Annotated in this window: 20 protein-coding genes and 2 tRNA genes; 6 read left to right on the top strand and 16 right to left on the bottom strand. The window is 34.4% G+C overall.

Features of this window, described 5'->3' with window-relative positions; all coding sequences use genetic code 11:
* Positions 1-342 precede the first annotated feature (342 nt).
* The 8 genes from RM51_RS01925 to RM51_RS01890 all read right to left on the bottom strand — a co-directional run bounded on the left by RM51_RS01925 (position 343) and on the right by RM51_RS01890 (position 13,582).
* Entirely contained in the window at positions 343-639 is a 297-nt protein-coding gene (locus tag RM51_RS01925) for a VanZ family protein (RefSeq protein WP_394330991.1), read from the bottom strand.
* 55 nt (positions 640-694) lie between these two features.
* A complete protein-coding gene (gene gcvH, locus RM51_RS01920; protein ID WP_039364504.1) occupies positions 695-1,072 on the bottom strand; it encodes a glycine cleavage system protein GcvH in 378 nt (125 codons plus the stop codon).
* A gap of 121 nt (positions 1,073-1,193) precedes the next feature.
* Positions 1,194-2,066: a CPBP family intramembrane glutamic endopeptidase gene (locus RM51_RS01915; RefSeq protein WP_039364502.1), complete on the bottom strand. Its 873-nt coding sequence runs from the start codon at positions 2,064-2,066 to the stop codon at positions 1,194-1,196.
* A 182-nt stretch (positions 2,067-2,248) separates the two neighbouring features.
* Positions 2,249-9,292 carry a T9SS outer membrane translocon Sov/SprA gene (gene sov, locus RM51_RS01910; protein ID WP_039364500.1) on the bottom strand — a complete coding sequence of 2,348 codons (7,044 nt, stop codon included), beginning with the start codon at positions 9,290-9,292 and terminating at the stop codon, positions 2,249-2,251.
* Positions 9,293-9,298: 6 nt separating this feature from the next.
* Positions 9,299-9,883, bottom strand: coding sequence for a Holliday junction branch migration protein RuvA (gene ruvA / locus RM51_RS01905; protein WP_039364497.1), 585 nt, complete (start codon positions 9,881-9,883; stop codon positions 9,299-9,301).
* Between the two features lie 187 nt (positions 9,884-10,070).
* A complete protein-coding gene (locus RM51_RS01900) occupies positions 10,071-12,365 on the bottom strand; it encodes an NADP-dependent malic enzyme (RefSeq protein WP_039364495.1) in 2,295 nt (764 codons plus the stop codon).
* A gap of 17 nt (positions 12,366-12,382) precedes the next feature.
* A complete protein-coding gene (locus RM51_RS01895) occupies positions 12,383-13,234 on the bottom strand; it encodes a BadF/BadG/BcrA/BcrD ATPase family protein (protein ID WP_039364492.1) in 852 nt (283 codons plus the stop codon).
* An 81-nt stretch (positions 13,235-13,315) separates the two neighbouring features.
* The gene (locus RM51_RS01890; RefSeq protein WP_039364490.1) at positions 13,316-13,582 is read right to left on the bottom strand and encodes a hypothetical protein; all 267 of its coding nucleotides are present in this window, start codon (positions 13,580-13,582) and stop codon (positions 13,316-13,318) included.
* A gap of 231 nt (positions 13,583-13,813) precedes the next feature.
* Here RM51_RS01890 and RM51_RS01885 point away from each other — a divergent pair, with 231 nt between their 5' ends.
* From RM51_RS01885 to RM51_RS01870, 4 genes are all read left to right on the top strand, one after another.
* Positions 13,814-14,272: a GtrA family protein gene (locus RM51_RS01885; protein WP_039364488.1), complete on the top strand. Its 459-nt coding sequence runs from the start codon at positions 13,814-13,816 to the stop codon at positions 14,270-14,272.
* Between the two features lie 3 nt (positions 14,273-14,275).
* A complete protein-coding gene (locus RM51_RS01880) occupies positions 14,276-15,001 on the top strand; it encodes a lysophospholipid acyltransferase family protein (protein WP_039364486.1) in 726 nt (241 codons plus the stop codon).
* A gap of 48 nt (positions 15,002-15,049) precedes the next feature.
* The gene (locus RM51_RS01875) at positions 15,050-16,495 is read left to right on the top strand and encodes an MFS transporter (protein ID WP_039364484.1); all 1,446 of its coding nucleotides are present in this window, start codon (positions 15,050-15,052) and stop codon (positions 16,493-16,495) included.
* A gap of 91 nt (positions 16,496-16,586) precedes the next feature.
* The gene (locus tag RM51_RS01870; RefSeq protein WP_228375760.1) at positions 16,587-17,543 is read left to right on the top strand and encodes a DUF3810 domain-containing protein; all 957 of its coding nucleotides are present in this window, start codon (positions 16,587-16,589) and stop codon (positions 17,541-17,543) included.
* Positions 17,544-17,981: 438 nt separating this feature from the next.
* On the opposite strand, the gene RM51_RS01865 is transcribed toward RM51_RS01870, so the two are convergent.
* From RM51_RS01865 to greA, 8 genes are all read right to left on the bottom strand, one after another.
* Positions 17,982-18,054: transfer RNA gene (locus RM51_RS01865), tRNA-Met, on the bottom strand.
* 36 nt (positions 18,055-18,090) lie between these two features.
* Positions 18,091-18,164 (bottom strand) — tRNA-Met (locus RM51_RS01860).
* 44 nt (positions 18,165-18,208) lie between these two features.
* Positions 18,209-19,492 (bottom strand): TlpA family protein disulfide reductase, encoded by a 1,284-nt coding sequence (locus RM51_RS01855; RefSeq protein WP_039364482.1) that lies wholly within the window; start codon positions 19,490-19,492, stop codon positions 18,209-18,211.
* 61 nt (positions 19,493-19,553) lie between these two features.
* Entirely contained in the window at positions 19,554-19,775 is a 222-nt protein-coding gene (locus RM51_RS19615) for a signal peptidase (protein WP_228375759.1), read from the bottom strand.
* A 1-nt stretch (position 19,776) separates the two neighbouring features.
* Positions 19,777-21,750, bottom strand: coding sequence for a T9SS type A sorting domain-containing protein (locus RM51_RS18970; protein ID WP_052248348.1), 1,974 nt, complete (start codon positions 21,748-21,750; stop codon positions 19,777-19,779).
* Between the two features lie 79 nt (positions 21,751-21,829).
* Positions 21,830-23,017, bottom strand: a complete 1,188-nt coding sequence (gene clpX / locus RM51_RS01845) for an ATP-dependent Clp protease ATP-binding subunit ClpX (RefSeq protein ID WP_039364480.1) — start codon at positions 23,015-23,017, stop codon at positions 21,830-21,832.
* Positions 23,018-23,083: 66 nt separating this feature from the next.
* Positions 23,084-23,473 carry an HIT family protein gene (locus RM51_RS01840; protein ID WP_039364478.1) on the bottom strand — a complete coding sequence of 130 codons (390 nt, stop codon included), beginning with the start codon at positions 23,471-23,473 and terminating at the stop codon, positions 23,084-23,086.
* A 21-nt stretch (positions 23,474-23,494) separates the two neighbouring features.
* Complete coding sequence (gene greA / locus RM51_RS01835) at positions 23,495-23,965, bottom strand: transcription elongation factor GreA (RefSeq protein WP_039364477.1); 471 nt, start codon at positions 23,963-23,965, stop codon at positions 23,495-23,497.
* 109 nt (positions 23,966-24,074) lie between these two features.
* On the opposite strand from greA, the gene RM51_RS01830 reads away from it, so the two are divergent.
* Positions 24,075-24,530, top strand: a complete 456-nt coding sequence (locus RM51_RS01830; RefSeq protein ID WP_039364475.1) for a hypothetical protein — start codon at positions 24,075-24,077, stop codon at positions 24,528-24,530.
* A gap of 1 nt (position 24,531) precedes the next feature.
* The gene (gene dtd, locus RM51_RS01825) at positions 24,532-24,981 is read left to right on the top strand and encodes a D-aminoacyl-tRNA deacylase (protein ID WP_039364472.1); all 450 of its coding nucleotides are present in this window, start codon (positions 24,532-24,534) and stop codon (positions 24,979-24,981) included.
* Positions 24,982-24,997: the final 16 nt, after the last annotated feature.

The following is a 24,997-nucleotide window of genomic DNA, read 5'->3' as shown; positions in this document are numbered from 1 at the left end:
GTTATTCTTTAAATGCTTTCTAAGCCTGTTTTAACTATATATATGGTGCTTATTTGAAGGGATATTATCCGATAAAACTGAATTTTTATAGGTTTTACCTGTAGAAAAGCCGTGTTATTAATTGAAATGACAGGTACTTCTATATTATATAGTATATGTATAGCCCCGATCGCAGCATTTGTTTGAGCTCATTTTCTTTTTCAAAAGAAAATAGCAAGTGCGGAGAGCGGGATAAAGCTCCTAAAAAAGATAATTACAAATTGTTTAATGAAGGTAAGAGTCTGCTTGGACTTATTTATTCCGCTTTTGAGAATGGCAGAAGTAAGTTTTATTTTTCTTGATTCAGAAAAATCGTTTGATAAGCAGCTTATATATATAGTAGCCGATAAGACATCCAATGGTATCCGCAACCACATCGAGGGTTTCCATGGATCTTCCGAGTCCCATTTCTTCCTGAAGAATTTCTGTAAGAAATGCGTAGATAAGAATAATTTGAAAAAAATAAGAGAACTTGATTTTAGGGAACGCTGCCATGAAGCAGAAACCAAGCATTGCAAATATACTGAAGTGTAAAACTTTGTCTAAGCCGTCGAACATAAACCAGTATTCCTGGTTCTCTTCTCCGGGCTTAAGTAGCATATAAGTAAGAAATGCCCAATAAATGGGCAAAATCTTACTAAATATTTTTGAAATCCTATCCAATGATAGCTTGATATTCTTCTGCAGACAATAATTCTGAATGATCTGCACCTTCAGCAATTTCTAATTTGATAATCCATCCTTCTCCATAAGGATCTGAATTCAATAATTCCGGCTGATCTTCAAGTTCTGAGTTAAATTCAATAACTTTCCCTGAGATTGGCAAGAATAAATCTGAAACTGTTTTTACAGCTTCTACACTTCCGAAAACATCTCCTCCATTAAGCTCATCATCTACAGTATCTACATCTACATATACGATATCTCCCAATTCTCCTTGTGCGAAGTCTGTAATACCGATTGTAGCAACGTTACCTTCAATCTTAATCCATTCGTGATCTTTAGTGTACTTTAATTCTGACGGTGTGTTCATTTTTATTTTTTTATATCGACAAATTTATTCAAAATAGATAAATGCTCAAAGGAAATAAAGAAATATTTATTGATGAGCTCAAACCCATTGATTTGCAAGGAAAAGTTTTACACTTTCAACATTATTCTTCTAAAATATTACTTTTCTTCAGTAATTCATGGAACGTTTGGCAATCTAATTTTTTTGTACTGCCTTGTTTTCTTTTTATTGTGATATTGAATTTTCCAAAATATAATTCTTTTAATTTTGTGTCTGGACAAAATAGTTTGTTAATATTATCTATACTTGTATTTACTGCTTTAACTTCTTTGTTCCTCGAAAATTCTAGCTGACCATCACTTTCAAACAATGAAACATATTGGTAAGTCATTACAAAGTCATTTGTTTCTATTTTTTTCAAGGTTTTGTCCGAGCTTTCATAACCTATAATTGCTGTAAAAATAAGGGTTCCATTAACAAAGAAATGTGCTAACATAGAAGCCCAAAGTCCAACATTAAGAACCAACCAGATTAGAACCAAAGCTAATCCGGCTGTTCCTATAATACTCGGATATGAAGAAATATTGAAGAGATCATAAAATTTGTAATGCATTAAGCTAAATAGTAATGCGTTTACAAAATAGGAATATTTCTGGAAGTTGTTTTTTAATCTTAATTCAAATAAAATGATGAATAGTATTACCAAGGGAATCAAAAAATAACTTTGTTCCATGATGACAAAAAATGAAATCCCAAAGTAACTTATATATTTAAGATATTTTTTTCCTGTGAAAGCACCGCGAAAAAAGAGTTCCTCAGAAACAGGAGCAAATAAAACACCACCAAGAATCATAACAATTACATTAACATCATTAAATCTAGTTTCTCTAGAAGATGCATCTGTTATTTTAAAATGATCCAAAATAATTGCGAGAAGAGTAAAACAAATAAATGTAGGGATTCCAATCTTTAATAAATAATTTTCTTTGTAGGTTTTCTTTTTTACGATTTCCATGATTAGTAAAATAAAAGTATGCCTTATGGTCTACTTTCTTTATTGATTTTAATTAGTATTATTCTTCCTTCAAAGATAATACAACACTTATTTATTATCAAAAAGAAGTGAATGGTATCTAAATAAAAACTCCCTAACTACTATGTAGAAAGGGAGTTTTTTTATTTTCATTAATTTATTTTTTAGAATCCACCGGAATCTCCAAACGTAAAGGTTGCTGAAATACCTGCTCGTATTGTAGATAACGGGAAGGCCGTTGATATTTTATATTTTGAAGTTAATTGTTCATAGAACAGTTTTAAGTTCAAATTTTCGGAAACATTATAATCTGCGGAAAGTTTGATATTCATTACTTTTTGCCCACCTGTCACCTGCGAGTCATTTAACAAGATATTCATGATGCTTGTCTGGCTGTCTCTTAATGAGATATCACCTCTAATGTTTAGATCGCTTCCTTTGGATCTGGCTCCTCTTGTATTTGCCATTCCCAATCTGAAGTTTCGAACGATATATCCTAATCTTACCACATATTCTTTATTGGCTTCTTCGGTAAGGGTATGGTTTACCAATCCTAAAAGCAACATTCTGTTTCTGTTGTACTGAATTCCGAACTGCATATTGTTTCTCATCGTCACGTCTATCCCTATAAGCGGAGAGAAAGATTCCAAGTAAGTCGACTGCGAGAAAGTATATGGGTTGATATAATCTCCATTTACATCTTTATCATTACCTGAAGTAAGAATATTATAATAATCAATACTTGACTGAATACCTGTTGCTGTATAAGTTGCACTATACGCATGTAAGATATCGAACTTCGTAAACTGTCCGTTAATGACAGGAATATTCTTTAATCCAGAATAGGTAATCTTCCAGTTTGGAATTGGAATTCCTCCTTTCTTAGCATTTCCGATTGTCTTTGGAGATTTTCCTTCCACTGCTGCTCTAAAGGCAGGAATTAATACATACGCATTTGAAATACTGTGTCCTTCTGTGAAACCATCTGCATTTAACGGACCTCCCATTTGCTGTGAAATAGCTATTGCATTTGCTCTAATGGCCTGATAAATTGCTGCCCCATCTTTGAACGCTGTATTAATTGCTACAACCGTATTCGAATAGGTCACAAAGTCATTCGCAAAAGAGAAATCATGGTTTGCATATGCTAAATTCTGAGGATCATTATACCCCGACTGCGAGAAGTTCCTATTGTAGGTATGTAGAACATTAAAGTCTATTCTAAAGTCACTGATTGGAACAAATTGTAAATCCGCACGCAATTCTTTTGTTGACATCTGAATATAAGGATCAGTCATCAACGAGGAAGTACTTACCCAGCCATTTTCTACCGCTACTCTTCTGATATCTGATTGCGATCCTAATAAGAATCCAGCAGTTGGTCCTCCTAAAGTCTGGCCATATCCATACCAGTTTGGAGCAGAAAGAAGTCCAGGAACTACAGATCCATTGTTTTCTGTATATTCAAAATTCAACTGTTTGAATGAAGTCATAAAGTTTGCAATACTCTGTAACGGAGTCAATTTATTTTTAAACTTATAGCTCTTATATTTATATCTCTTTTTATCCCAAGCTAATGTATAGGCATTATTTAAAGAGTCGATCTCTCTTCTTCTTTTTTGCAGTTTGGAAGAGATGTTCTGGAAATACTTAAACTGACTGAAAAACTTAGGAAGATCTGCTGTTGCTTTAGCCGTTATTACATTTGTGTTCTGACCAATAGATCCTAAACTTCCTTCCGGACTTGAAAGTAATGCGGTAGATCTAGAGTTCCAGTTATACGTAAATCCATATCCCAATTCTGCATCTATGAAATCCATGTATGGAAGATACTGCATTGGTAATTTATATCCTAACTGAACTTTATGATTGTACAATACTGGTCTTCCGGCTCTGAACACATTTCCGAAAATAGAACTGTTGTTCATCGTATTCACATCAATGTTATCATTCAATGTTCTTGTCAGTGAGTTGATCTCTAACTTTAATGATTTTGTAAAGTTAAATCCTAACCCATACTGCCAACCGAAATAAAAGTTTCTGTTTTTTATCACATCAAAATTACTTCCGAAGTTTCCTGAAAGAATCGATTCGATATCTCTAAATTCAAGTTCGTTGTAATTTCTGTCAATTTCTGTTCTGAATGATAATCTTGTAGGAATTGGATTAAAATTGAATTCCTTCGCCCATCTCAAATATTTTGTTGACTTCGCGGTATCGCTGATCAGTTTATTGAATGGTTTTATCACCCAAGGTTTAAAGGTATAATTATAATCGATATATCCTCTGAAGTATTGTCTGTAATTCTTCTTGGTATAAATATCTCTGTAATAATCATCATTGTAAACCGCAGTCATAGAAATATTTTCTACATCGAAGAATTTCGGCTTCTTATTTTGGTTTACTCTTTCTTTGTGCATATTCACTACTCCTATACTTCTTTGTTGTGTATATGTTCTCGCTACTTTTTTAAGCTCTTCCTTATTGGCTGCTTTATTAAATTCCACATCGGTATCCAAAGGATTGTATTTCGGATCTTCGATCGTCTGAGAATATGAATAGTTCAATGGAATTTTCACCCCACTTTTTTCCGGTAATAGTTTATCAACATTAATAGCAGTATTGATACTGAATGCTGATTGTGAAGACTGACTTCTTTCAGCCGGTTTAGAATCTATATTTCCAAAACCTACTGAGCTGTATGAAGCACTCGTATTTACCGTTGCAAAATCTCCAAGGTTAAAATTAAGACTTGCATTTCCTGCATATCCACCATCATTTTCAATCTCAGAAAGACGAATTTCATTTACCCAAATTACTCTACCTTTACTATTAATATTTCCTCGAGGCAAGTTTCTTACCCCAATCATGATCGTGGTAATATTTCCTAATGAAGGTCTACCTTTGATATAGATGTCTTTGTCGTCATGACTGAATTGTGCGTCTCTGGTTCGTTCGGTTATATTATTCGGAGATTGCTTATCTCTTCTGATTTTTGCATCTACAAAATCCTGAATCTCAAAATCCACATCATTTTCTACAGGCCAGATTTCTAAAGGAGTCGTTGCTGTACTTGCTGTATATTTTACAGAAGCTTCATATTCGTAGTAGTTATCTGTAGCATCACTTCCGAAACGGATAAAGAACTTCAAGTTCTTATCAAGAGCTGAAGAGATAGGATTGTCTAAGTTTTCAGCGTGCATGAAAAGCTTCAACTTTTTATACCTTCTCATATCAAGAGTTGTATTTTTGAAAACCCCTCTTGCTTCCAGATCCATGTTTTTTATCTTCATATATAATGAAGCTTCATTCTGTCTCTGAGCTCCTGCATTTCCGCTTAAAACCTGTCTATCAATTCCTGGAGGCAATACATATGGAGGCTGGTTCAATCCGTTCTCTTCAATGTTCACACTTCCCACTTCGAAGTTATCATTCATTGTATCACTTCCTGCTGTACCTTCTGTAGGAGAATCTACTGTTTCACTGGCAATTTTATTCGGATATCTTCTCCAGTCAGAACGAACTAAATCCATTGTTCCGAATCTTAACGTAGATGTATTATCAAATCCAGTTAATAATAATCTTGCGAATCTCACATTATTTAGAACAGCTGCAGAATGATCTCCTTCTGTCCCTACGTATTGTGAAACCGGAATTCTGAATAAATACCATTTCACATCAGAAGACTGTCCGTTTTGGAAATTAGCTTTTACCGTTTTTACGTCTACGATGTTGTTTTGTCCTAAAGTAAGACTTGCCTGATCTAAGTTTACTTCGTACTGGTTGTAATTTTCACTTTGATCTAAATTGTAATCTTTATTGATATCTTCTGCATCCGGAGTTTGTGAAGAAACTTCTAGAGAGTTGCTTTTTGAATTCCCTTCCGGACCCCTGAAATATTTATAACGTTCAACAATTGAAGCCGCCTGAGTTCCTGTAAATTTATCGGACATATAGAATAAGAAATCATCCACTGCAGGATCAGACAAATTAGTCACAGGGTTTGTAAATGTATTTCCAAATCTTGCTGCTTCCTGATCAGATGTTAAACCATCATATCCCGCATCTTGTACTGTTCTGTCTGTACCCTCGCTAGAAAACGCATATAGAACAGGTGGTTGTTTTGGCTGAGTTCCCCAGTTTGAATTCGTAGTAGTAGAAGTTGAAGAAGGTGTTGGAAGACCATTTTCATACTGCATGAACCCATCTTTTAAAACATCTTCAGATACGTTTCCTAACTGGAATAATAACTTAGGTGTATTTCCAGGATTACTCAACTGTTTTCCATCTGCATAAGGATCCATTAACCAAAATTCGACATATTCGATATTTGAATTGACAAAGTTGGAAACACTGATCGGTCTCATGATACCTCCCCATCTCTGCTGTGTACTTTCAGAACCCGGATTTACGTTGTAAGGTCCTTTTTCCTGAGGGTAGTAAGAGATATCAAATGTATTGGTAAAGGTTTGTTCACCCGCTACAAAATCTCTGTTATTATAAATCTCAGAAAGCTGTACTCTTCTTGATGCGTGGTTGGAAACAGACTGAGCTGTAATTCCTGTTGGCGCTTTACCTCCTACTCCCCAGAATCTAGGGTCAATATTATACCAAGATAGCAATCCTCTTCCATATCCACTTGTAATGTCATCATTCGGTGGAGCTATGTTGAATGGAATTTGAGTATTTTTTTCCGGTTTTGAAGCCAAGCTCCATGCCGCAGGTTCTTTTAATGAAATCTTTGAAGTCGTCTGTTCAAAATCGTCAATATAAGACTGGTCGTTCGTACCTTTATTAAGCCCAGGCAACAAATAAGCAGCTTCCATTTTAAAGTTTAAATTAGAAGGAGCTTCGGTATTTACCAACGGTATTTTATCCGTTAATCTTGTCAGGAATGGTAATTGATTGTTGTACATCAAATTGATTCCTGCCATTGTATTGTTTACGGCTTCTTGTCCGTAGTTTACCTTTTGGGTAAGCGGTGATTCAGAATAATTAACAACCGTACCACCTAAAATGAAGTTTTCGCTGAATCTTCTTTCTAAATTCAACCCTAAAAATCTTTTTCTCTGCGTATTGAATGTTAACTGATTTTCTAGAGCAATATTAATTGCCTGACCAGACTGTTTTACCTGTTCGTTGATGATGGTCACTGTTCCCAGCATATAATCAACTGTATAGTCTACTCCTTCCGTTAATTGCACTCCATTCGCAGTAACTTTTACAGATCCTTGTGGAACGTTTACTGCTCCTAAAGAAATACCTTGTCCTGTCGTTCCTTTGTAACGACCTTCCATTGTATATCGTTGTGACAAATTACTGTATGTAGCCGCTTGTTTCTGTTTATCATACAAATCACTAAATACATACTGAGGATTATTACTTCCTAAAAGGTTTTGTATATTACTTCCAAACGGCTGTACTTTAGTAAAAATAACTTTTCCGGTTTCCGGCCTGATGGTAATTCCGTTGACAAAGTCAAAAATACCATCACCTGTTGTTCCTCCACTATTTGACTGAAGGTCACCATTGGTATTTAAACGATCCCAGTTCATCAACTTTAGTAAGTTCGTATCCTGAACATTCGTATTAGGAAGGTAGTTAACCTTACCTCCAGTCTGTGCATCTCTATAATATACATTTAAGATAAACCCATCCTGACTAATCTGTGCACCATCTAAAGCATAGATATTCTTCATCATCAAATCCCACATAGGAGATTCTACATTCACCGTAGTATTCGATTTCAAAAGTTTAGCAACCAAAACAGAGCTTTCTTCTGAAAATTCCCCGACCTTATAAACCTGATTGGTTCCGTTTACCGTATATGAATATGAAACAGCCAATAACTGCTGATCATTTAGTTTTTGGTTTAATGAAATATATCCTAATTGCGGCTGGAAGGTATATTCATTTGCATTTAATCTTCTTGCTTTTTTATTAAAGATAAACTGTTCTCCATTCGCATAAGGCTGTGTACTTCCCGGGAATGTTCCTCCTTGTAAAACATCACCATAATTGGTTCCCGGATCTCTGGTTCCCATTGTCGTGGAGATCGCATTATACAATCCGTTTTGAGAGTTGTCCGGTGTTCCGGATGCTCCTTCTCCCAAATCTCGAATTCCGACTAAACTTTTTTGATAAGCAAGATTACTGTTTCCTTGATCCAGCACCCAAACTTCTAGTCTTGTAATGTTGATTCTTGAATTAATCTGAGGATAGTTAAGCAATGCATTATCATAACCGTCTAAGAAGTAATGTCCTAAGAAGTAATGCTGATTGTCTTCATAATCTATTGCGTTCATTTTAAAGGTATTCATTACTCCACCTCCTTGAACGACAATATTTCTAGCCTCTCCCTGCTGTTGAGAAAGCACTACTGTTCCATACGTTTTGCCTAACTGAAACTCTGTTTTCACCCCAAACAAAGACTCCGAACCACGTATCAAACTGGTAGACAGTGGCATGTTAACATTACCGAATTCTACTCTTTTTATGATTTTGTCTTCTCCGCCTGCTCCCGGAGAATTAATATCTCCAAGTCCTTTAGATTGAAGGTCTTTCCAGCTTCCTTTTGCCTGCCAAACCAAGTTCATTCTGTTTTCAAATGCAAAACCACTTTGGGTATCGTAATTCGCTTTCAACTGAAGATTTTCACCTACTTTTCCTAAAAGTCCTAGCTGAATTCTCTGGTTGATATCAAAAGTAAAACTGGTTCTGTTTTGTGGAAGAATTAATGGGTTATCAATTTTTTGATATAATCCTCCAAAGTCAAAAGAAGCAAATCCTGATGGGATAATTTCTATTTTGTTACTTCCGAAAATAGTTTCAAAAAGTCTGTTTCTGATCGTTAAAGCAGGAATTAATCCTTTCTTTAACGCATCGCTTTTATCTTTTCTGAAAAGTAAGCTGTATCGGTCTGATTTTTCTTTGTAATAGGCTTTTGACTGCGTTGCGAGCATAAATTCTTTATACTCTTCCGGAGACATAGCCGTAGGAACTCCTGTTACGATATTTCCAATCTTGGGATATACCAAATACATCCCTGTTTTTATATCATAAAATGCTTCATACTGAGTAGGATCGGGTAATTCGTAATCCTTCTTTACAGTAGAACCAGTCACAGGATTTTCTTGTCCGAATGTATTGATGGAAATACACAGAAAAGATAGGAACAAGAATATATTGAAATATTTATGAGTTGTCACCAAATGTTAAATGTTTTTTAAAATTTGTTTTACCAATTCTTCTACCGAAATACTTGGATTTTGTTTAATTATTTTATCTGCAATCTTCTCGCTCATTCGTTTAGGAATCCCTAAAACTTCTAATGCAGATAACGATTCTTCCTTAATTTTATTATTTACAAATGTAGAAATATTTTCTTCTGAAGTGTTGAATTTTTGGACTTTATCTTTCAAATCCACAATAATTCTTTCAGCTGTTTTTGCCCCTATTCCTTTCGCTTTTTGAATCAAAGCACTGTTACCGGAAAGTACTCCAGAAGCAATCTCATTAAGGCTAAAAGTAGAGAGTAAAATTAAAGCAGATACCGCCCCAACTCCATTAACGCTTATTAACAAATTAAACATTTCTTTTTCAGAACGAGTGTTAAACCCAAAAAGCAAATGTGCATCTTCCCGAATAATTTGTTGAATAAAAAGAGTTGTCTCCTGATTCAGAAGAAGAGTTTGTGAAGTCATTATGCTGATTCCCACGTAGTACCCAACACCTTGCACATTAATTACGGCATAAGTAGGGGTAAGCTCCTGAACAGTTCCTTGTAAAGAAAATATCATGATTAATTTTTAAAAACTCCCAAATATAGTAATTTAAACTAAGTAATGTTTTCATTTCACGGACTAATGAGTTTAACCCATTCTTTTATAAAAAAATCAATGGAATCTCTAAAAGAAAAAAGACTCCAAAATCTGGAGTCTTTTTTCTTGTATTTCTTTATAAATACCTAAAAGGCATCTAAAAATATTATTTTTTGTCTCTCTTCTCTCTTCTTTGAGCATCAAGAACTGCAACGGTAGCAAGATTTACAATTTCATCTACGCTTGAACGCATTTGTAAAACGTGAACAGGTTGTTTCAATCCCATCAAGATTGGTCCGATAACCTGTGCTACTTTCATCCCTCTAAGAATTTTGTAGGATAAGTTTGCACTTTCAAGATTTGGGAAAATGAATGTGTTTGCTGGTGTTGTCTCTAATTTTGAGAAAGGATAATCACTCAAATGATCTGCATTCATGGCAAAGTCCGGTTGAATTTCACCATCTACAATCATTTTTGGATATTTCTCATGAAGAATACTTACCGCTTTTGCCACTTTTTTAGAAGTATCGGAAATCGCCGCAAAGTTTTCAAATCCTAACATGGCAATTCTTGGTTCAATCGCAAAAGACCTCACTGTGAATTCAGCCATTTTAGCAATATTTACCAAATCATCCGCAGTTGGATTTTGATTGATAGAAGTATCAGCGAAGAAAATAGGTTTCTTTTCAGATAAGATCATCATCATTGCCGCCACTTTATCTACTCCTTTTTCTCTTTCAATCACTTCTAAAACCGGTCTTAGAACTGAAGTATAATTTTTAGAGAAACCAATGATCAATCCATCAGTATCTCCATGCTTCAACATCAAAGGACCAAAATAATCTCTTTGACGAACGAATCTTTTTGCTTTGTACTCGTTCATCCCTTTTCTCTGGCGAAGTTTCCAAAGTGTTTCTCTATATTTCTTTCTGTTTTCTTTTTGATCGTCATCACTCGGATCGATAATTGGAACATTTAAATTGATTCCGAAACGTTCCATTTGTTCCTGAATATATTTTTTGTTTCCTAAAAGACTTGGGTAAGCAATTCCTTCTTCGTAAAGAATCTGAGCAGCTTTCAATACATTATATTCTTCAGCATTTCCTAACGTAATTCTTTTCGGATCTGCTTTAGCACGGCTCTGCATCATTCTTACCAATTTCTCATCTCTTCCCATTCTGTCAAGAAGGTGATGTTCGTATTCTTCGAAATCAGTAATGGTTTTTCTTGCCACTCCACTATCTATTGCAGCTTTAGCAACTGCACTTGATACTTTTGTAATCAATCGACTATCAAACGGTTTCGGAATAAAATATTCTCTTCCAAATTGCAGATTCTGAACATTATATGCTAAAATAACAGCTTCAGGAACCGGTTCTTTTGCTAAATTAGCAATCGCATGAACGGCAGCCAATTTCATTTCTTCATTAATTCCTTTCGCCTGAACATCTAATGCTCCACGGAAAATATATGGGAAACCAAGAACATTATTAACCTGGTTAGGATAATCACTTCTCCCTGTTGCCATGATCACATCTTTACGTGTTTCCAATGCCAAATCGTAAGCAATTTCAGGATCCGGATTTGCCAATGCGAAAACAATCGGGTTATCATTCATGCTTAACAACATTTCAGGCGACATTACGTTTCCTTTTGATAATCCAACAAAAACATCAGAACCTTTTACAGCATCTTCTAATGTTTCAATATCTGTATTAGCGATGAAGTCTAGTTTTTCAGGAGTAAGATTTTCTCTCTTGTGATTAATCACACCTTTACTGTCACACATCAATACATTCTCTTTCTTCAACCCTAAAGAAATATACAAATTGGTACAAGCAATTGCAGCCGCTCCGGCTCCATTCACGACCATTTTTACTTCTTCAATCTTTTTGTTCGCAATTTGTAAAGAGTTAATTAATGCCGCAGCAGAAATAATCGCAGTTCCGTGCTGATCATCGTGCATCAAAGGAATATCCAGCTCTTCTTTTAATCTTTGCTCAATATAGAAAGCTTCAGGTGCTTTAATATCTTCAAGGTTGATCCCTCCAAAAGTTGGGGCAATACCTTTTACAATTTCAATAAATTTATCCGGATCTTTTTCGTCTATTTCAATATCAAAAACGTTAATATCCGCAAAGATCTTAAATAAAAGACCTTTTCCTTCCATCACCGGTTTTGAAGCTTCCGCTCCGATATCTCCTAGTCCTAAAACCGCAGTACCATTGGAAATAACTGCCACCAAGTTTCCTTTTCCTGTATAATCATATACTGCTTCCGGTTTTTCGTGGATTTCCATACAAGGAACAGCAACTCCGGGAGAATATGCCAATGACAAATCTCTCTGAGACGAGTGTGGTTTTGAAGGAATAACTTCAATTTTTCCTTTAGGTTCGATTTTATGATAGTCTAACGCGGCCTGGTTAAAGTTCTTCTCGTCGCGGTTATTTTTACTTGACATAGAATTTTATTTTTTATTTATAGTATATATTTAATGTGGTAATCTACTAAGCTTTCAATAGGCTTTTGTACGATTTGTCCCACATTTAAATTAAGCTCTGCAGCTGCAGAACGTAGAATATTTTCATAATAATAAGCTATAGAACCAATAAAGTTGATTTCAGCCTCTTTTGATTCTTCGTAAGGGAGAACCTGATAATCGAAAAAATTCATCATTTCATCGAAAACCATTTTCTGAAAGTAAGGATGATCTTTCCTTTCAACAACAAATTTATTAAAATTTGCCAAATAAGCATTGGGTCTTGAAGTATGATACATATTTTTCAATGCTTCATCCACCGTAAGCTTATACGTTTTTTCGAACTCGCAAGATAAATCATCAGGAAGTTTCTGCATAAAGAATCTGCGCACCAATTGTTTTCCAATTGCGCTTCCACTTCCTTCATCCCCTACAAGGAAACCTAATGAAGGAAGTTTAATTTTTAATTTTTCTCCGTCGAAATAACATGAGTTGGAACCTGTTCCTAAGATACAAACAATTGCCGGCTTTCCTCTGTAAGCCGCATATGCAGCAGCAGTAAGATCTTCTTTTGCAAGAACCTCTGACTGCGTAAAGAATTTTTTCAGCTCTCGTTCAATGATCGCACAGTTTTCAGGTATTCCACAGCCGGAGCCATAGAAAAACACCTTGGTTATTGAGTTTTTGACTGCTCCCAAACTGATGTTTTTTTCAATTTCAGGAACAATAAGATGTGCCGCAATATTATTTGGATTAAAACCAATCGTTTCGGTTTTTAAAAAGACTTTGTTAAAATCATCTAGAATTACCCAATCACATTTTGTAGAGCCACCATCAACAATAGCAACCATATTTTAGATTTTAGTTTAAGGATGCTAAATTATGAATTTATCTTTAAACCGTGTTACAAACACATCAGAAGCTTTACAAAATTAAGAATGTTTTATATCAGTTTTTTTTTCATTGAATTGTAATAGCCAATCTTCTATTTCATCTTCCAAGTAAGAAGTCTGTAAGATCATCGCATTGATAAAGTCGTCGGGAACGGGTTCCCCGTTAGAATTCTCAAGATTCCATAGCTCATCAGACATATTTTCGTATTCGGTATACACTCTTTTGAATCGAGTACTCTCTCTCTCAAGAGCCTCAATATTTTTCTGCTGAAGCTGGAATTTTCTGTATTTGTTTTGACTTTTCATACAAATATAATTATAGTTTTGATAAAAAAATGTTGATAGAATGCTCTCAAACCTGTATTACAAGATAGAAAAACCACCCAACACAAGCTGTTGAAAATGAATTTATTATCAGGTCATTTTTACTTCGTTCAGAAGATTAAATTTAAAAATATTTTTGATTCAAAAAAAATATTTAACAACTTTTTTCACTGTTTAACATATAGTTATAAATTTGCAAATTATATCATCTTAATGAGAGAATTACTACTACGCCAAAAACAAATTTTATTCTTCATCATAGCCGGAGGTCTTAGTGCTATTGTTGAGATTGGAAGTTTTAAAATTTTCAGTACCCAACTCCCTAGTATGTTTTCTCAGGAAACTAATTTCCATGGTATTCATTATCCTTTAAGTAACATATTATCTACTAGCTGCGGGATCATTACCAATTATTTTCTAAGTATTTGGTTCGTTTTTGAGCGAGGGAAACATTCAAAGAAAAAAGAATTTGCTTATTTTATGATTGTCTCTTTTATTTCAACATTATTAAGTCTTAGCTTTTTCCAGTTTTTCTACAGTTTTATCTTTAAAGATAATATCAGTTTAATTATCTATACGTTAAGTCCGGAAATGATTAGTAAGATTGCGGCAATTTTATTAGTTTCGGTACTTAATTATTCGATCAAGAAAAAAGTAATTTTTAATGGATAACTTGTGGGAAAGATTTTAAATTATCTCTGGAGATTTTGGCTTTTGATTTTAGCTTTTTTTTTAACGATATTTTTCGGGATTCCGGTTTTTATCTTATCATTTAATAAAAAGCATTATAAATATGCCTATAAGTTTATCCGCTTCTGGAGCTACGGAATGTTCTACGGAATGGGATTGAGACATGAGATCACTAAGCTTTCCAGCCAGCAACTTGAAAAAGGAAAGCAATATGTGATTATTTCCAATCACACTTCCATTATGGATATTATGCTTACCTGTATTCTGTATCCTCATCATCCTATTTGCTTTGTGGGAAAAAAAGAGCTGGTAAAGATTCCTATTTTCGGAACGATCTATAAAAGGATCTGCGTAATGGTAGACCGAAGCAGTGCAAGAAGCCGTGCCGATGTTTACAGAAGATGCGCCGAGAAAATGGAAGAAGGCTGTAGTATCGTTATCTTTCCGGAAGGCGGAGTTCCTGATGATACTTCTATTATTTTAGATGAATTTAAAGACGGAGCTTTCACTTTATCTTCCAAGCACAACTCACCAATTGTCATTCACACCTTTATTGGTTTAAAAGAAATTTTTCCATTCGAGAATTCTAAAGGATATCCTGGTAAAGTAAGGGTATTTTACAATGGTATTCTTGAGCCTTCAGATTCTCCAAAAGATTTAAAATTGTCAGCTTTTGAGACAATAAAAAAAACTTTAGTTAAATACTCTTAATCAAAGAAATAATCTATATTTGTTATTGCGAATTTTTTATTAACAAATATGTCAAACTATTCTAAACAAACTAACTGGGGACAGTTTATTCCGTTAGTTACAGTATTTTTTTTCTGGGGTTTTGTTGCAGCCAGTAACGATATCCTAATCCCGGTTTTCAAAAAAGCATTTAATTTAACCCAAACCGAAAGTATGCTCGTACAGATTTGTTTCTACGTGGCGTATACGGTAGGTTCATTAATTTATATGTTTATTTCGAAAGGGCTGAAACAAGATTTAATCAATAAGATTGGTTATAAAAACGGATTAATTACCGGATTATTGATTTCTGCAGCGGGAACATTATTATTTTATCCGGCTGCCAATATGGGTTCTTTCCCATTGATGATCTCAGGATTATTTATTGTAGGTTTAGGATTTTCCTTACAGCAGATTGTTGCGAACCCTCTTGCAATTGAAGTAGGACCAGTAGAAACGGGCTCTCAAAGATTAACAATGGCAGGTGGAATCAACAACTTAGGAACTACCATCGGACCTCTGATTGTTTCTTTCGCAATTTTCGGATCTGCTACTGCAGCAACTACTGAAGTAAGTGTAGAAAGTGTAAAGATTCCTTATCTTATTTTAGGAGCTGCTTTTGTATTAGTGGCTATCATGTTGAAGTTTTCGTCACTTCCTACTGTAACACCTACCAATACTGAAAGTACTGATGATGCCACACCGGGTGAACACAGAAAATCAGCATTGAGCTACCCTCAGCTTATTATGGGGATGATCGCTATTTTTGTGTATGTAGGAGTGGAAGTATCTACTGCAAGTAACTTACCTGCTTATATGGAAAAAGATCTACATTTTGAAACTAAAGATGTAGCGCCTTATATTTCTCTTTACTGGGCTTCTATGATGATCGGACGTTGGACAGGAGCTGTTGATGCTTTTGATTTCAGCGCAGGATTCAAAAAGATTTTAAGATTTTTAGCACCATATTTAGCATTCGGAGTATTCTTATTAGTGAATGCAATTGCAAAGCATGATCTTACTCCTTTTTATGTGTATGGTTTAATTATTATTGTAATGATTATCTGTGATGTAATGAGTAAAGGTAATCCTGCAAGAATGCTGCTTATCTTCTCTACTGCAGGAATCATTGCTCTACTTACCGGAATGTTCACAAAAGGAATGGTTTCTGTATATGCATTTACAAGTGTAGGTCTATTTTGTTCTACCTTATGGCCTTGTATTTTTGCTCTTGCTATCAACGGTCTTGGAAAACATACAAACCAAGGTTCCGGTCTATTAATCATGATGATTATGGGGGGTGGAATTATTAGTCTTCTTCAAGGATACATTGCAGATTTAACCACAATCCACGCAAGTTATATTGTAGGCGTTTTCTGTTTTGCTTATTTAGCATTTTATGCAGTTCGAGTAAGCGGTATTTTAAAATCTCAAGGGATAGACCTTGATAAACTTACAAAAGGAAGTGGTCATTAATACTAGTAAAATTTATACGAAGAAAAGATTTTGGGCGGGTTTATTACTTGCCCAATTTCTTTTGTTTTTTATTTTTTCGAAATTGAAATTCATGATTTCATTTTTTGAAAGTCTTTTTGAAATTCAGAAAAAAACTCATCAGATTCTTTTTTCATGGATTCCATTTTCAATGGGAGATGTTTTATATGTCGTCTTAGGAATTTTCATTTTATATTCCATTATTAAACTTTTTAAAAAGAAGGAGAGAAATAAAACTGTAATAAGACTTCTCCTTGTCATTAATATCTTTTATTTCTGCTACCAGATATTTTGGGGAATGCTTTATTTCCAAACACCGATTCTTTACAAGCTTTCAAGCCAAAAAGACCCTGAAATAAGCAAAGCAAAAACATTGGCATTAAAATACCTTGAGAAATGCAAAGCAAGCAGAGAAAGGGTAAAAGAAGATGCAAACGGAGTCTTTATTCTATCAGATCTCAATGCTATTCAAACAGAAATTTTACAAAGGCAGAAAACCATCCCTCCATTTATTTCTTCTAAGAAGGCTCCACAGATTAATTCTTTTAAACCTAGTTTATTTAAAAATGTAATGAGCTTTACCGGCATACTCGGATATTACAATCCTTTCACTGCTGAAGCCCAGTATAACTCACAAATGCCGGCAACATCAATCCCTTTTACTTCTGCTCATGAAAGCTCACATCAATTAGGCTTTGCCAGAGAACAGGAAGCTAATTTTATAGGCTATCTGATAGGCGTTAACTCTACGAATGTAGAACTTCGCTACAGCACCGAATATTTCACTTTAAAAAGCCTTTTAAGGTTTATTATAGAAGAAGATCCAGCTTTTGTAAAAACGGTACTAAAAAACTATTCTGAAGGAATGAAAAGAGACAGAGCATTTGAAAAGGCATTTGTCTTAAGACATCAAAGCTGGTTGGATGATTTCTTTGGGTTTACCAACAACCTATTTCTTAAAAGCAATCAGCAAGAAGGTTCTATCACCTATTCTTACTTTATCGACTTACTGTTGAATTACGAAAAATAATCCCATAAAAAAAAAGAATCGTATCAGGCGATACGATTCTAAAAACACAAATGATGAAAAAAAATTTATTACCTTGACTTGTTCCCTCATTCAAGGCGTTGTAAAAGTACAACAATATTTACAAAAAAAAAATTAATTTCTTTTTTTTATCAAGTTTTATGAAAACTTTAAGATTTATTGAATTTATTTTAAGTTTTTTTTAGAATTTTAAATAATTCACAATAAAGATACTTATTTATTTTAGCAAAACCTCAAGATTTTCTATTTAAAGAAGTATACTTAGTTTATAGAGAAAGATTCGCTTAGATTTATTTTATTAATCAAAATACCAGATTTGAGGAGCTAGGAGGAAATATAAAAAATAAATTTTAAAAACCTGTATAAAGAATTGACTTCACTTCATAAAAAAATCGCAACTATTTCTAGTTGCGATTTTAGTAGCGGGAACCGGACTCGAACCGATGACCTTCGGGTTATGAGCCCGACGAGCTACCTACTGCTCCATCCCGCGGTGTATTTTTTAAGTACCTACCGAAAGTACTATTTGTAGCGAAGACGGGAATTGAACCCGTGACCTCAGGGTTATGAATCCTGCGCTCTAACCAACTGAGCTACCTCGCCTTTTTCGTGGTGCAAATATATAAATTATTTCTTTCCCTCCAAAATTATTTTGCATTAAAATATTCTAAAACATTTCCCACGTGCTCTGGCTTACTGATAATCTTATTGTTAGCATCTAAAATAAAATACGTCGGTGTAGCATGAACATTGTACGTTTCCGAGTAAGAACTGTTCCATCCTTTCAATTCTGTATCATTGATCCATGGAAATGCAGCTATTTTACTTGTATATGAGTTTTTGTCGGTATCCAAAGACAATCCGATAATCTGAATTTTCTTAGCTTGTAATTCTTTGTATTTTGCTAATAATTGCGGAAGCTCACTTTCGCAATGTGAACAAGTGGATGACCAGAAAATAATGACTTTCTTATCTGCTTTTACATCATGAATAGACTTTGCATCCGTATTTACCGCTGACTGGAATTTATAGTTAGGAAAAACAGCTCCTAATTCAACATTGGCATTAGACTTCAATGTAGATGCTAATCTGTCTGTAATGGTGCATTTAAGGTTCTTTGCAAGGCTTAAATACTTGTTTTTAAACTCTGACATATCATACACATCAAAAATGTCGATTAATTCAGATAAAACAGTCTGTCCACGCGGAGTTTCAACCTTTAATTGATCTAATAACTTATCTACAGAAGCAGTAACATTAGTGTTTCCTCCCGTATTTAAGTAAGCTACCAATAATGGTCTTAGCAAGGAAGAAGTTTCCAACATATCATTCGACTTATCAATAAAATTAATAATATCATCCTGAGATAGCTTTTTAGTGTTTTCAGCAGATAAATATTTATTATAATTCGTATTGTAATAACTTACAAATGGATATTTAGACGCATCGGAAGTATCATTTCCTGACAATCTTCCGATTTCCACTTTTAAAGCCTTTCCAAAATCAGTATTATCTTTATAGTATTCTTTTATTTGTGATAATGCAGGAAGTATCAATTCTTTCTTTTGAGAAGATTCCTGAAGGCTACTCATCAAAATATTAGCATCATCAAGATAAATAATGTCTTTTACTTTTGTCCCATCTGCATCAAGCTTGATACTTACATTCTTATTCTCAGAAATAAATGTAACAGAATTGTTCGTATTTGGGAAATAAGCCTTCATCATCCCTGAATAAGCTTTAGGGTACTTAAATGTCCATACATTATTTTTTTTCTGCTCTTTGGTAACAATTATATCTTTGGATCCGTTAAGTGTATATAAAATAGCATCATTTTCTTTAAATCCTTCCGGTGCTTGAATAGTTACAGAAAACTGAGCATGGATAGATAACGCTGTCATCATCCCAGACAATAAAAGTATCTTTTTCATATGGTAAAAATAAAAAAACTCCCCGACTAATCAGAGAGTTTACTATTATTTTAATAAAATTTTATATTTTTTGACTTTTGTACTTTTTTGTAAAAAATACAATAAGCAACATGGCTACAATTCCTAGTACATAAACATACATATCAATGGGTGAAGCCTGAGCTCCCGGAGTACCTCCACCAACCCCTCCCGGAGGATTAGGATTCGACGGTGTTTGCGCGTAAAAAACGGCATTCATTAGCAAACATAACGGGAATACTATTTTTAAATAAATCTTTTTCATATTATCTAACAATTTTTGAGGTTACTCTTTCACCTTTTTCAGATACCGCGTTTACAATATAAGCTACTTTAACTTTCTTATCTAAATTTAAATCAAAGTCTCCTTTTGCATTCACTCCTTTTTGAGAGAAGACCAATTTGCCGCTCATATCAAACACGTTAATCTCTGCTGTTTTCCATGAAGGATCAAATCTTACGAAATATCCGTCTTTATCAGGATTATAAATAACCATTGTTTTTACAGACTTAGTCGTTTCTGAAGTTGCCAATGTTCCAGAATTAGGAACTCCATAGTATAAGTCGTACTCTACTCCGTTTGTAGTACCGATTGCAGTAACCGTAGCCCCCTGAGTAGCTGCTGTTACGTTAGCATCAGTAGATTTTTTATAGTAGAACCCTTCTCCCGCTGAAAGAAGATGTGTTCCATTTGCAACTAATGCTGCATTTTCTCTAATTTCAAATTTATAAGAAACAATTGTTGGATCATAATTTACCAACTTGATATTCTTTCCTTTAAAGTTAACCTCATTCGCTTCGTTAATATACATCCAATAATTAACATTATTCAAGTCATACCCTCCGTTTACTGGATCTTCTTCAAAAGTTCCTAAAGAGCTACTTGATGTAATTACCTGTGCTTTAACTGTAGATGAGTGTCCAGAAATAGTAGTTGGAGATACAATATAATATGTTCTTGCTACCTCTTTTCCGTTAGCGTCCAAACCAATTACTCCTAATTGCTTCAATGAACCGCTTGCGCCATTTTTATTAGCACTTACAGAATATGGAGTTGTAGCAGCATTTCTAGAATAGTAGTTGAATCTACGAAGGTTTGCTAAGTTTAAATTAGGCTGTGTAACATTGTCATTCAATTTAACAACAAATGTTCCGTAAGGTCTAATCATAGCATAGTCAACATCTCCTGCTAAAGCTCCTCCACCAAAAGTGATGAATTTATAAGCAGAAGCTCCACCTCCTCCACCGGTTGAATATTGTACTCCTTGATATTCTAATCTAACTCCGTAGATATTACTTAAAAAGTTACCGTCAGAGTTTACTTGATTAACACCAAGATTACTTAAATCTAAGTTAGTCATGAACGGGTTACCGAACTGATAAATATTTTTACCAAAGTTCCCTGTCCAAACACCAGCCGATGCACTGAAGCCATCTTGAAGATAAGTATAATACTTTTCGTTAACTGGGTTTATACCATTACCTCCTGTTCCGAAGTTAACGTTTGCTCCGGCATTTGCCAAAGAAACTGTCATATTAGCATCAGAAACCGGTCTTCCTACCATAGTACGGGTGTTATTAGATACATCTAATCCATTACCACCCATAATATAATAAGCGTAAGGATTTATATCAACTCCCATTGTGGTATTCAGTCCTGAAGGCAGATTTGGGAAATACACATTGGTATTATCCCAATAAAGAATTTCGTTTTTGGAACCTCTTGTTGTAGTAAAGGTTTTTCCTAGTTCAGCACCACTATTAGCATTTAAAGAAGCAACTGTCTTTCCGTAGAAAGGCATACCCATTTGCTGATAGTCTCCGTGGTCAACGCCTCTATATTCTTGATTAACTACTCCTGTAATTGCAGTTTGAGGTAATCCAGATATATATAACTGACCATACGTATAAACCGGAGTTGCTGAAGATGAATTTGTATTTACAGAAGCGTAAGCAGTAGGTTGGTTAAGTTTATTAACAAAAGACCCACCTGCATTTCCTGTAGTAATTTCAGTACCTGATGCATCCAAATTTCTGAAAACATCAGTTGTTGTTCCTTGAATCATGAAGTTTCCGTGGTTTTCAACGACTCCTGTTCCTTTCGTTTGTACACCACCTCCACTATAGACCAAAGTACCTTCACTTACGTAAACATTTGCCGTATTGTCGACGTGTAGTAGCTGCGCCTGAACAGAACACATCGTGGCCAAAAGTGCTATAGTTAATAAATTTTTTTTCATTGTATAATATTTTTATGTGTTAATATAATAAAATACTCTATGCAAATATATAATTTTTTTTAACAAAAAACTATAAAAATCATTTAGTTACCAAAATATTATCAGCAGTTAATACGATTTCGTTTTGTTCTCCTATATCAAACATATAATCTTCAAGGACTTTCTCCGTTGTTCCTCTAAGTCCTCTTGCTCCCAATCCTTTTTCCATAGTCTCTTCTACGATTTTTTCAATTGCTTCATCTGTAAACGTCAGCTGAATACCATCCATTTTGAAAAGTTCAACAAATTGGTTCACAATAGAATTCTTAGGTTCTTTCATGATTCTCACCATGGTTTCTTTGGTCAGCTTCTCCAGATAAGTAATGATCGGAAATCTTCCTAAAAGTTCAGGAATTAATCCGAAAGATCTTAAATCTATTGCATTAATATTTCTTAATACATATTCATTCTCATCTACTTTATTTATTTTTTCTGAGCTGAAACCAATCGCCTGTTTGTTCATTCTTCGCTCAATAATTTCTTTAATACCGTCGAAAGCTCCTCCTGCAATAAATAAAATATTCTGAGTATTCACCTGAATATATTTTTGATCCGGGTGTTTTCTTCCTCCTTGTGGCGGAACGTTAACAATACTTCCTTCCAACAATTTCAATAAACCTTGCTGAACTCCTTCTCCGGAAACATCTCTCGTGATACTTGGATTATCAGATTTTCTGGCAATTTTATCAATCTCATCTATAAATACAATTCCTTTTTCTGCTTTTTCAACATCGTAATCTGCCACCATTAAGAGCCTAGACAAAATGCTTTCTACATCTTCCCCAACATATCCTGCTTCTGTAAGAATGGTTGCATCTACAATACAAAACGGAACATTCAGCTCACGGGCAATGGTTTTTGCCAGTAAGGTTTTCCCAGTTCCTGTTTCACCGATCATGATGATGTTCGATTTTTCAAGCTCAACTTCTCTGTTTTCATCTTTAGCATGAAGCAATCTCTTGTAGTGATTATACACCGCAATAGAAAGTTGTTTTTTGGCTTGATCCTGCCCGATGACATACTGATCTAAAAATCCTTTAATTTCTTTAGGCTTTTTCAGTTCACTGATGTCTTCTGCAGGAGAATATCCCGTTTTCGAAGCACCGTCTTTTACAATTGAATGTGCTTGCTCGATACAGTTTTCACAAATAAAACCATTCTGCCCGGAAATCAGCATATGTACTTCATTTCTTTTTCTGCCGCAGAATGAACATTGATTTGAGTTCATTATATATAAATGTATATTATTAAAGAAAATCGTAAAAAATTGCTTTTTTACGATCTCATTTATTTGTTAAGAATTAATAATTGAATTTTGAATTTCTGTATATTCTTCTACAGATAATTTCAGTCTTTCATTTCTGAAATTCATATCCTCCATTTTATTTAATGGTATCAAATGAATATGTGCATGAGGAACTTCAAGTCCCACCACAGCAACTCCTACTCTTATACAAGGAATTGCATTTTTTACTTTCTTAGCCACTTCCTGAGCAAACCCCCAAAGATTTTTATATTCTTCACTATCGAGATCAAAAATCAAATCAACCTCTTTTTTAGGAACTACCAAAGTATGTCCTTTTACCAAAGGCATTGCATCTAAAAATGCAACAAAGTTTTCATCTTCAGCAATTTTATAAGCCGGTATTTCTCCGTTAATTATTTTCGTGAATATTGTGCTCATTTTTTCTAAGGATTTAATTTCTTACAGAGTGATTTCTAATACTTCGAAAGACAGTTTGTTTCCGTTCGGCAAAGTAATTTCAGCCGTTTCTCCTACCACTTTACCTAATAAACCTTTAGCGATAGGTGTATTTACAGAAATTTTTCCCGATTTCAGATCACTTTCGTTATCCGGAACCAACTTAAATACCTGTTCTTGTTTTGTGCCATTATTTTTAAGCTTCACCGTTGTCAAAATTGAAACTTTAGAAGTATCTAATTGGCTTTCATCTATAATTTTAGAAGTAGAAATTACGTCTTTTAGTTTGGAAATCCTCATTTCAAGCATACCTTGCGCTTCTTTAGCCGCGTCATATTCTGCATTTTCTGACAAATCTCCTTTGTCTCTGGCTTCTGCAATCTGCTGAGTAATCTTAGGTCTCTCTATAGTTTCCAACTGTTCTAGCTCAGCTTTCATTTTGTCTAATCCCTCCTTTGTAACATAGCTTGCCATAATTTTCAAAATTTAGTTTTAGTATAAAAAAATAATCCGACATTTGCCGGACAATGTTTTCGTGTAATAATCGTTTAATTTTTACAAATATATAAAAATTTAAATTGAAATGAAAAAAACTTTTTCAATCCTATTTATTTTAAAAATACTGATAATCAGTAATTTATCATTAAACTCTTGTGGAAGAACACAGGATACCGTGAGTTGTTTTCCGAGCAACCCAATCAACGTTACATTAAACCTGAATCTTCCCGCATACTATAATCTTAACAACACCGGAGGATGGATTTACATCAACGAACAGCAATCCGGAACAAGAGGATTAATCGCTGTAAGAACTTCCGGTTCTTCTTTTAAAATATACGACCGAAATGCACCTCATCTTTGTCCAGATACCAACACAACTTTGGAGGTAAAAGATGATATCAGCATTATTTGTCCTAAAGACGATGCCAAATGGATTCTTCTTACGGGGCAGCCTGCCAATCAGATTACCGGGCTTCCTCCTAAAACGTATACTTACAACTATGATCCTTCAACGAATATTTTAAACATTTATTATTAGTATGAAAGTTGTTGTACAGAGAGTTTCCGAATCGAGTGTAAAAGTGGACGGAAAAGTTGTTGGTGAAATTGGAAAAGGATTCATGCTTTTAGTAGGAATAGATGAGAATGATGAGAAAACGGATGCAGACTGGCTGGTTCAGAAAATTTTAAATCTTAGAATTTTTGGGGATGAAAATGACAAGCTGAATCTTTCCGTACAAGACATTAAAGGCGAAATTCTTTGCATAAGCCAGTTTACTTTAATCGCTGATTATAAAAAAGGAAACCGCCCTTCTTTCATTAAAGCTGCAAAGCCTGATAAAGCGATTCCTCTTTTTGATTATTTTAAGGAACAGATTTCAAAATCAGGACTCAAAACGGAAAGCGGAATTTTCGGAGCAGATATGAAAGTTTCTTTAATTAATGACGGTCCCGTTACTATTGTGATGGATTCCGTTACAAAAGCCTAATTTTACAACAAAATAT

Origin of the sequence: Chryseobacterium taiwanense (assembly GCF_000813825.1) — a bacterium.
Taxonomy (GTDB): Bacteria; Bacteroidota; Bacteroidia; order Flavobacteriales; family Weeksellaceae; genus Chryseobacterium; species Chryseobacterium taiwanense.
Note: the sequence above shows the minus strand (reverse complement) of the source record. Positions and strands in the feature narration are given on the sequence as shown.

What these genes read in the sequence shown, in the direction of transcription:
- RM51_RS19615 (WP_228375759.1), bottom strand. Translation starts at nt 19,775, where the DNA reads ATGAAAAAGATTTATTTAAAAATAGTATTCCCGTTATGTTTGCTAATG.
- RM51_RS01925 (WP_394330991.1), bottom strand. Translation starts at nt 639, where the DNA reads ATGCTACTTAAGCCCGGAGAAGAGAACCAGGAATACTGGTTTATGTTC.
- RM51_RS18970 (WP_052248348.1), bottom strand. Translation starts at nt 21,750, where the DNA reads ATGAAAAAAAATTTATTAACTATAGCACTTTTGGCCACGATGTGTTCT.
- RM51_RS01840 (WP_039364478.1), bottom strand. Translation starts at nt 23,473, where the DNA reads ATGAGCACAATATTCACGAAAATAATTAACGGAGAAATACCGGCTTAT.
- greA (WP_039364477.1), bottom strand. Translation starts at nt 23,965, where the DNA reads ATGGCAAGCTATGTTACAAAGGAGGGATTAGACAAAATGAAAGCTGAG.
- RM51_RS01870 (WP_228375760.1), top strand. Translation starts at nt 16,587, where the DNA reads ATGATTTCATTTTTTGAAAGTCTTTTTGAAATTCAGAAAAAAACTCAT.
- RM51_RS01885 (WP_039364488.1), top strand. Translation starts at nt 13,814, where the DNA reads ATGAGAGAATTACTACTACGCCAAAAACAAATTTTATTCTTCATCATA.
- RM51_RS01895 (WP_039364492.1), bottom strand. Translation starts at nt 13,234, where the DNA reads ATGGTTGCTATTGTTGATGGTGGCTCTACAAAATGTGATTGGGTAATT.
- ruvA (WP_039364497.1), bottom strand. Translation starts at nt 9,883, where the DNA reads ATGATATTTTCTTTACAAGGAACTGTTCAGGAGCTTACCCCTACTTAT.
- RM51_RS01830 (WP_039364475.1), top strand. Translation starts at nt 24,075, where the DNA reads ATGAAAAAAACTTTTTCAATCCTATTTATTTTAAAAATACTGATAATC.
- RM51_RS01915 (WP_039364502.1), bottom strand. Translation starts at nt 2,066, where the DNA reads ATGGAAATCGTAAAAAAGAAAACCTACAAAGAAAATTATTTATTAAAG.
- RM51_RS01855 (WP_039364482.1), bottom strand. Translation starts at nt 19,492, where the DNA reads ATGAAAAAGATACTTTTATTGTCTGGGATGATGACAGCGTTATCTATC.
- clpX (WP_039364480.1), bottom strand. Translation starts at nt 23,017, where the DNA reads ATGAACTCAAATCAATGTTCATTCTGCGGCAGAAAAAGAAATGAAGTA.
- RM51_RS01890 (WP_039364490.1), bottom strand. Translation starts at nt 13,582, where the DNA reads ATGAAAAGTCAAAACAAATACAGAAAATTCCAGCTTCAGCAGAAAAAT.
- RM51_RS01900 (WP_039364495.1), bottom strand. Translation starts at nt 12,365, where the DNA reads ATGTCAAGTAAAAATAACCGCGACGAGAAGAACTTTAACCAGGCCGCG.
- gcvH (WP_039364504.1), bottom strand. Translation starts at nt 1,072, where the DNA reads ATGAACACACCGTCAGAATTAAAGTACACTAAAGATCACGAATGGATT.
- RM51_RS01875 (WP_039364484.1), top strand. Translation starts at nt 15,050, where the DNA reads ATGTCAAACTATTCTAAACAAACTAACTGGGGACAGTTTATTCCGTTA.
- dtd (WP_039364472.1), top strand. Translation starts at nt 24,532, where the DNA reads ATGAAAGTTGTTGTACAGAGAGTTTCCGAATCGAGTGTAAAAGTGGAC.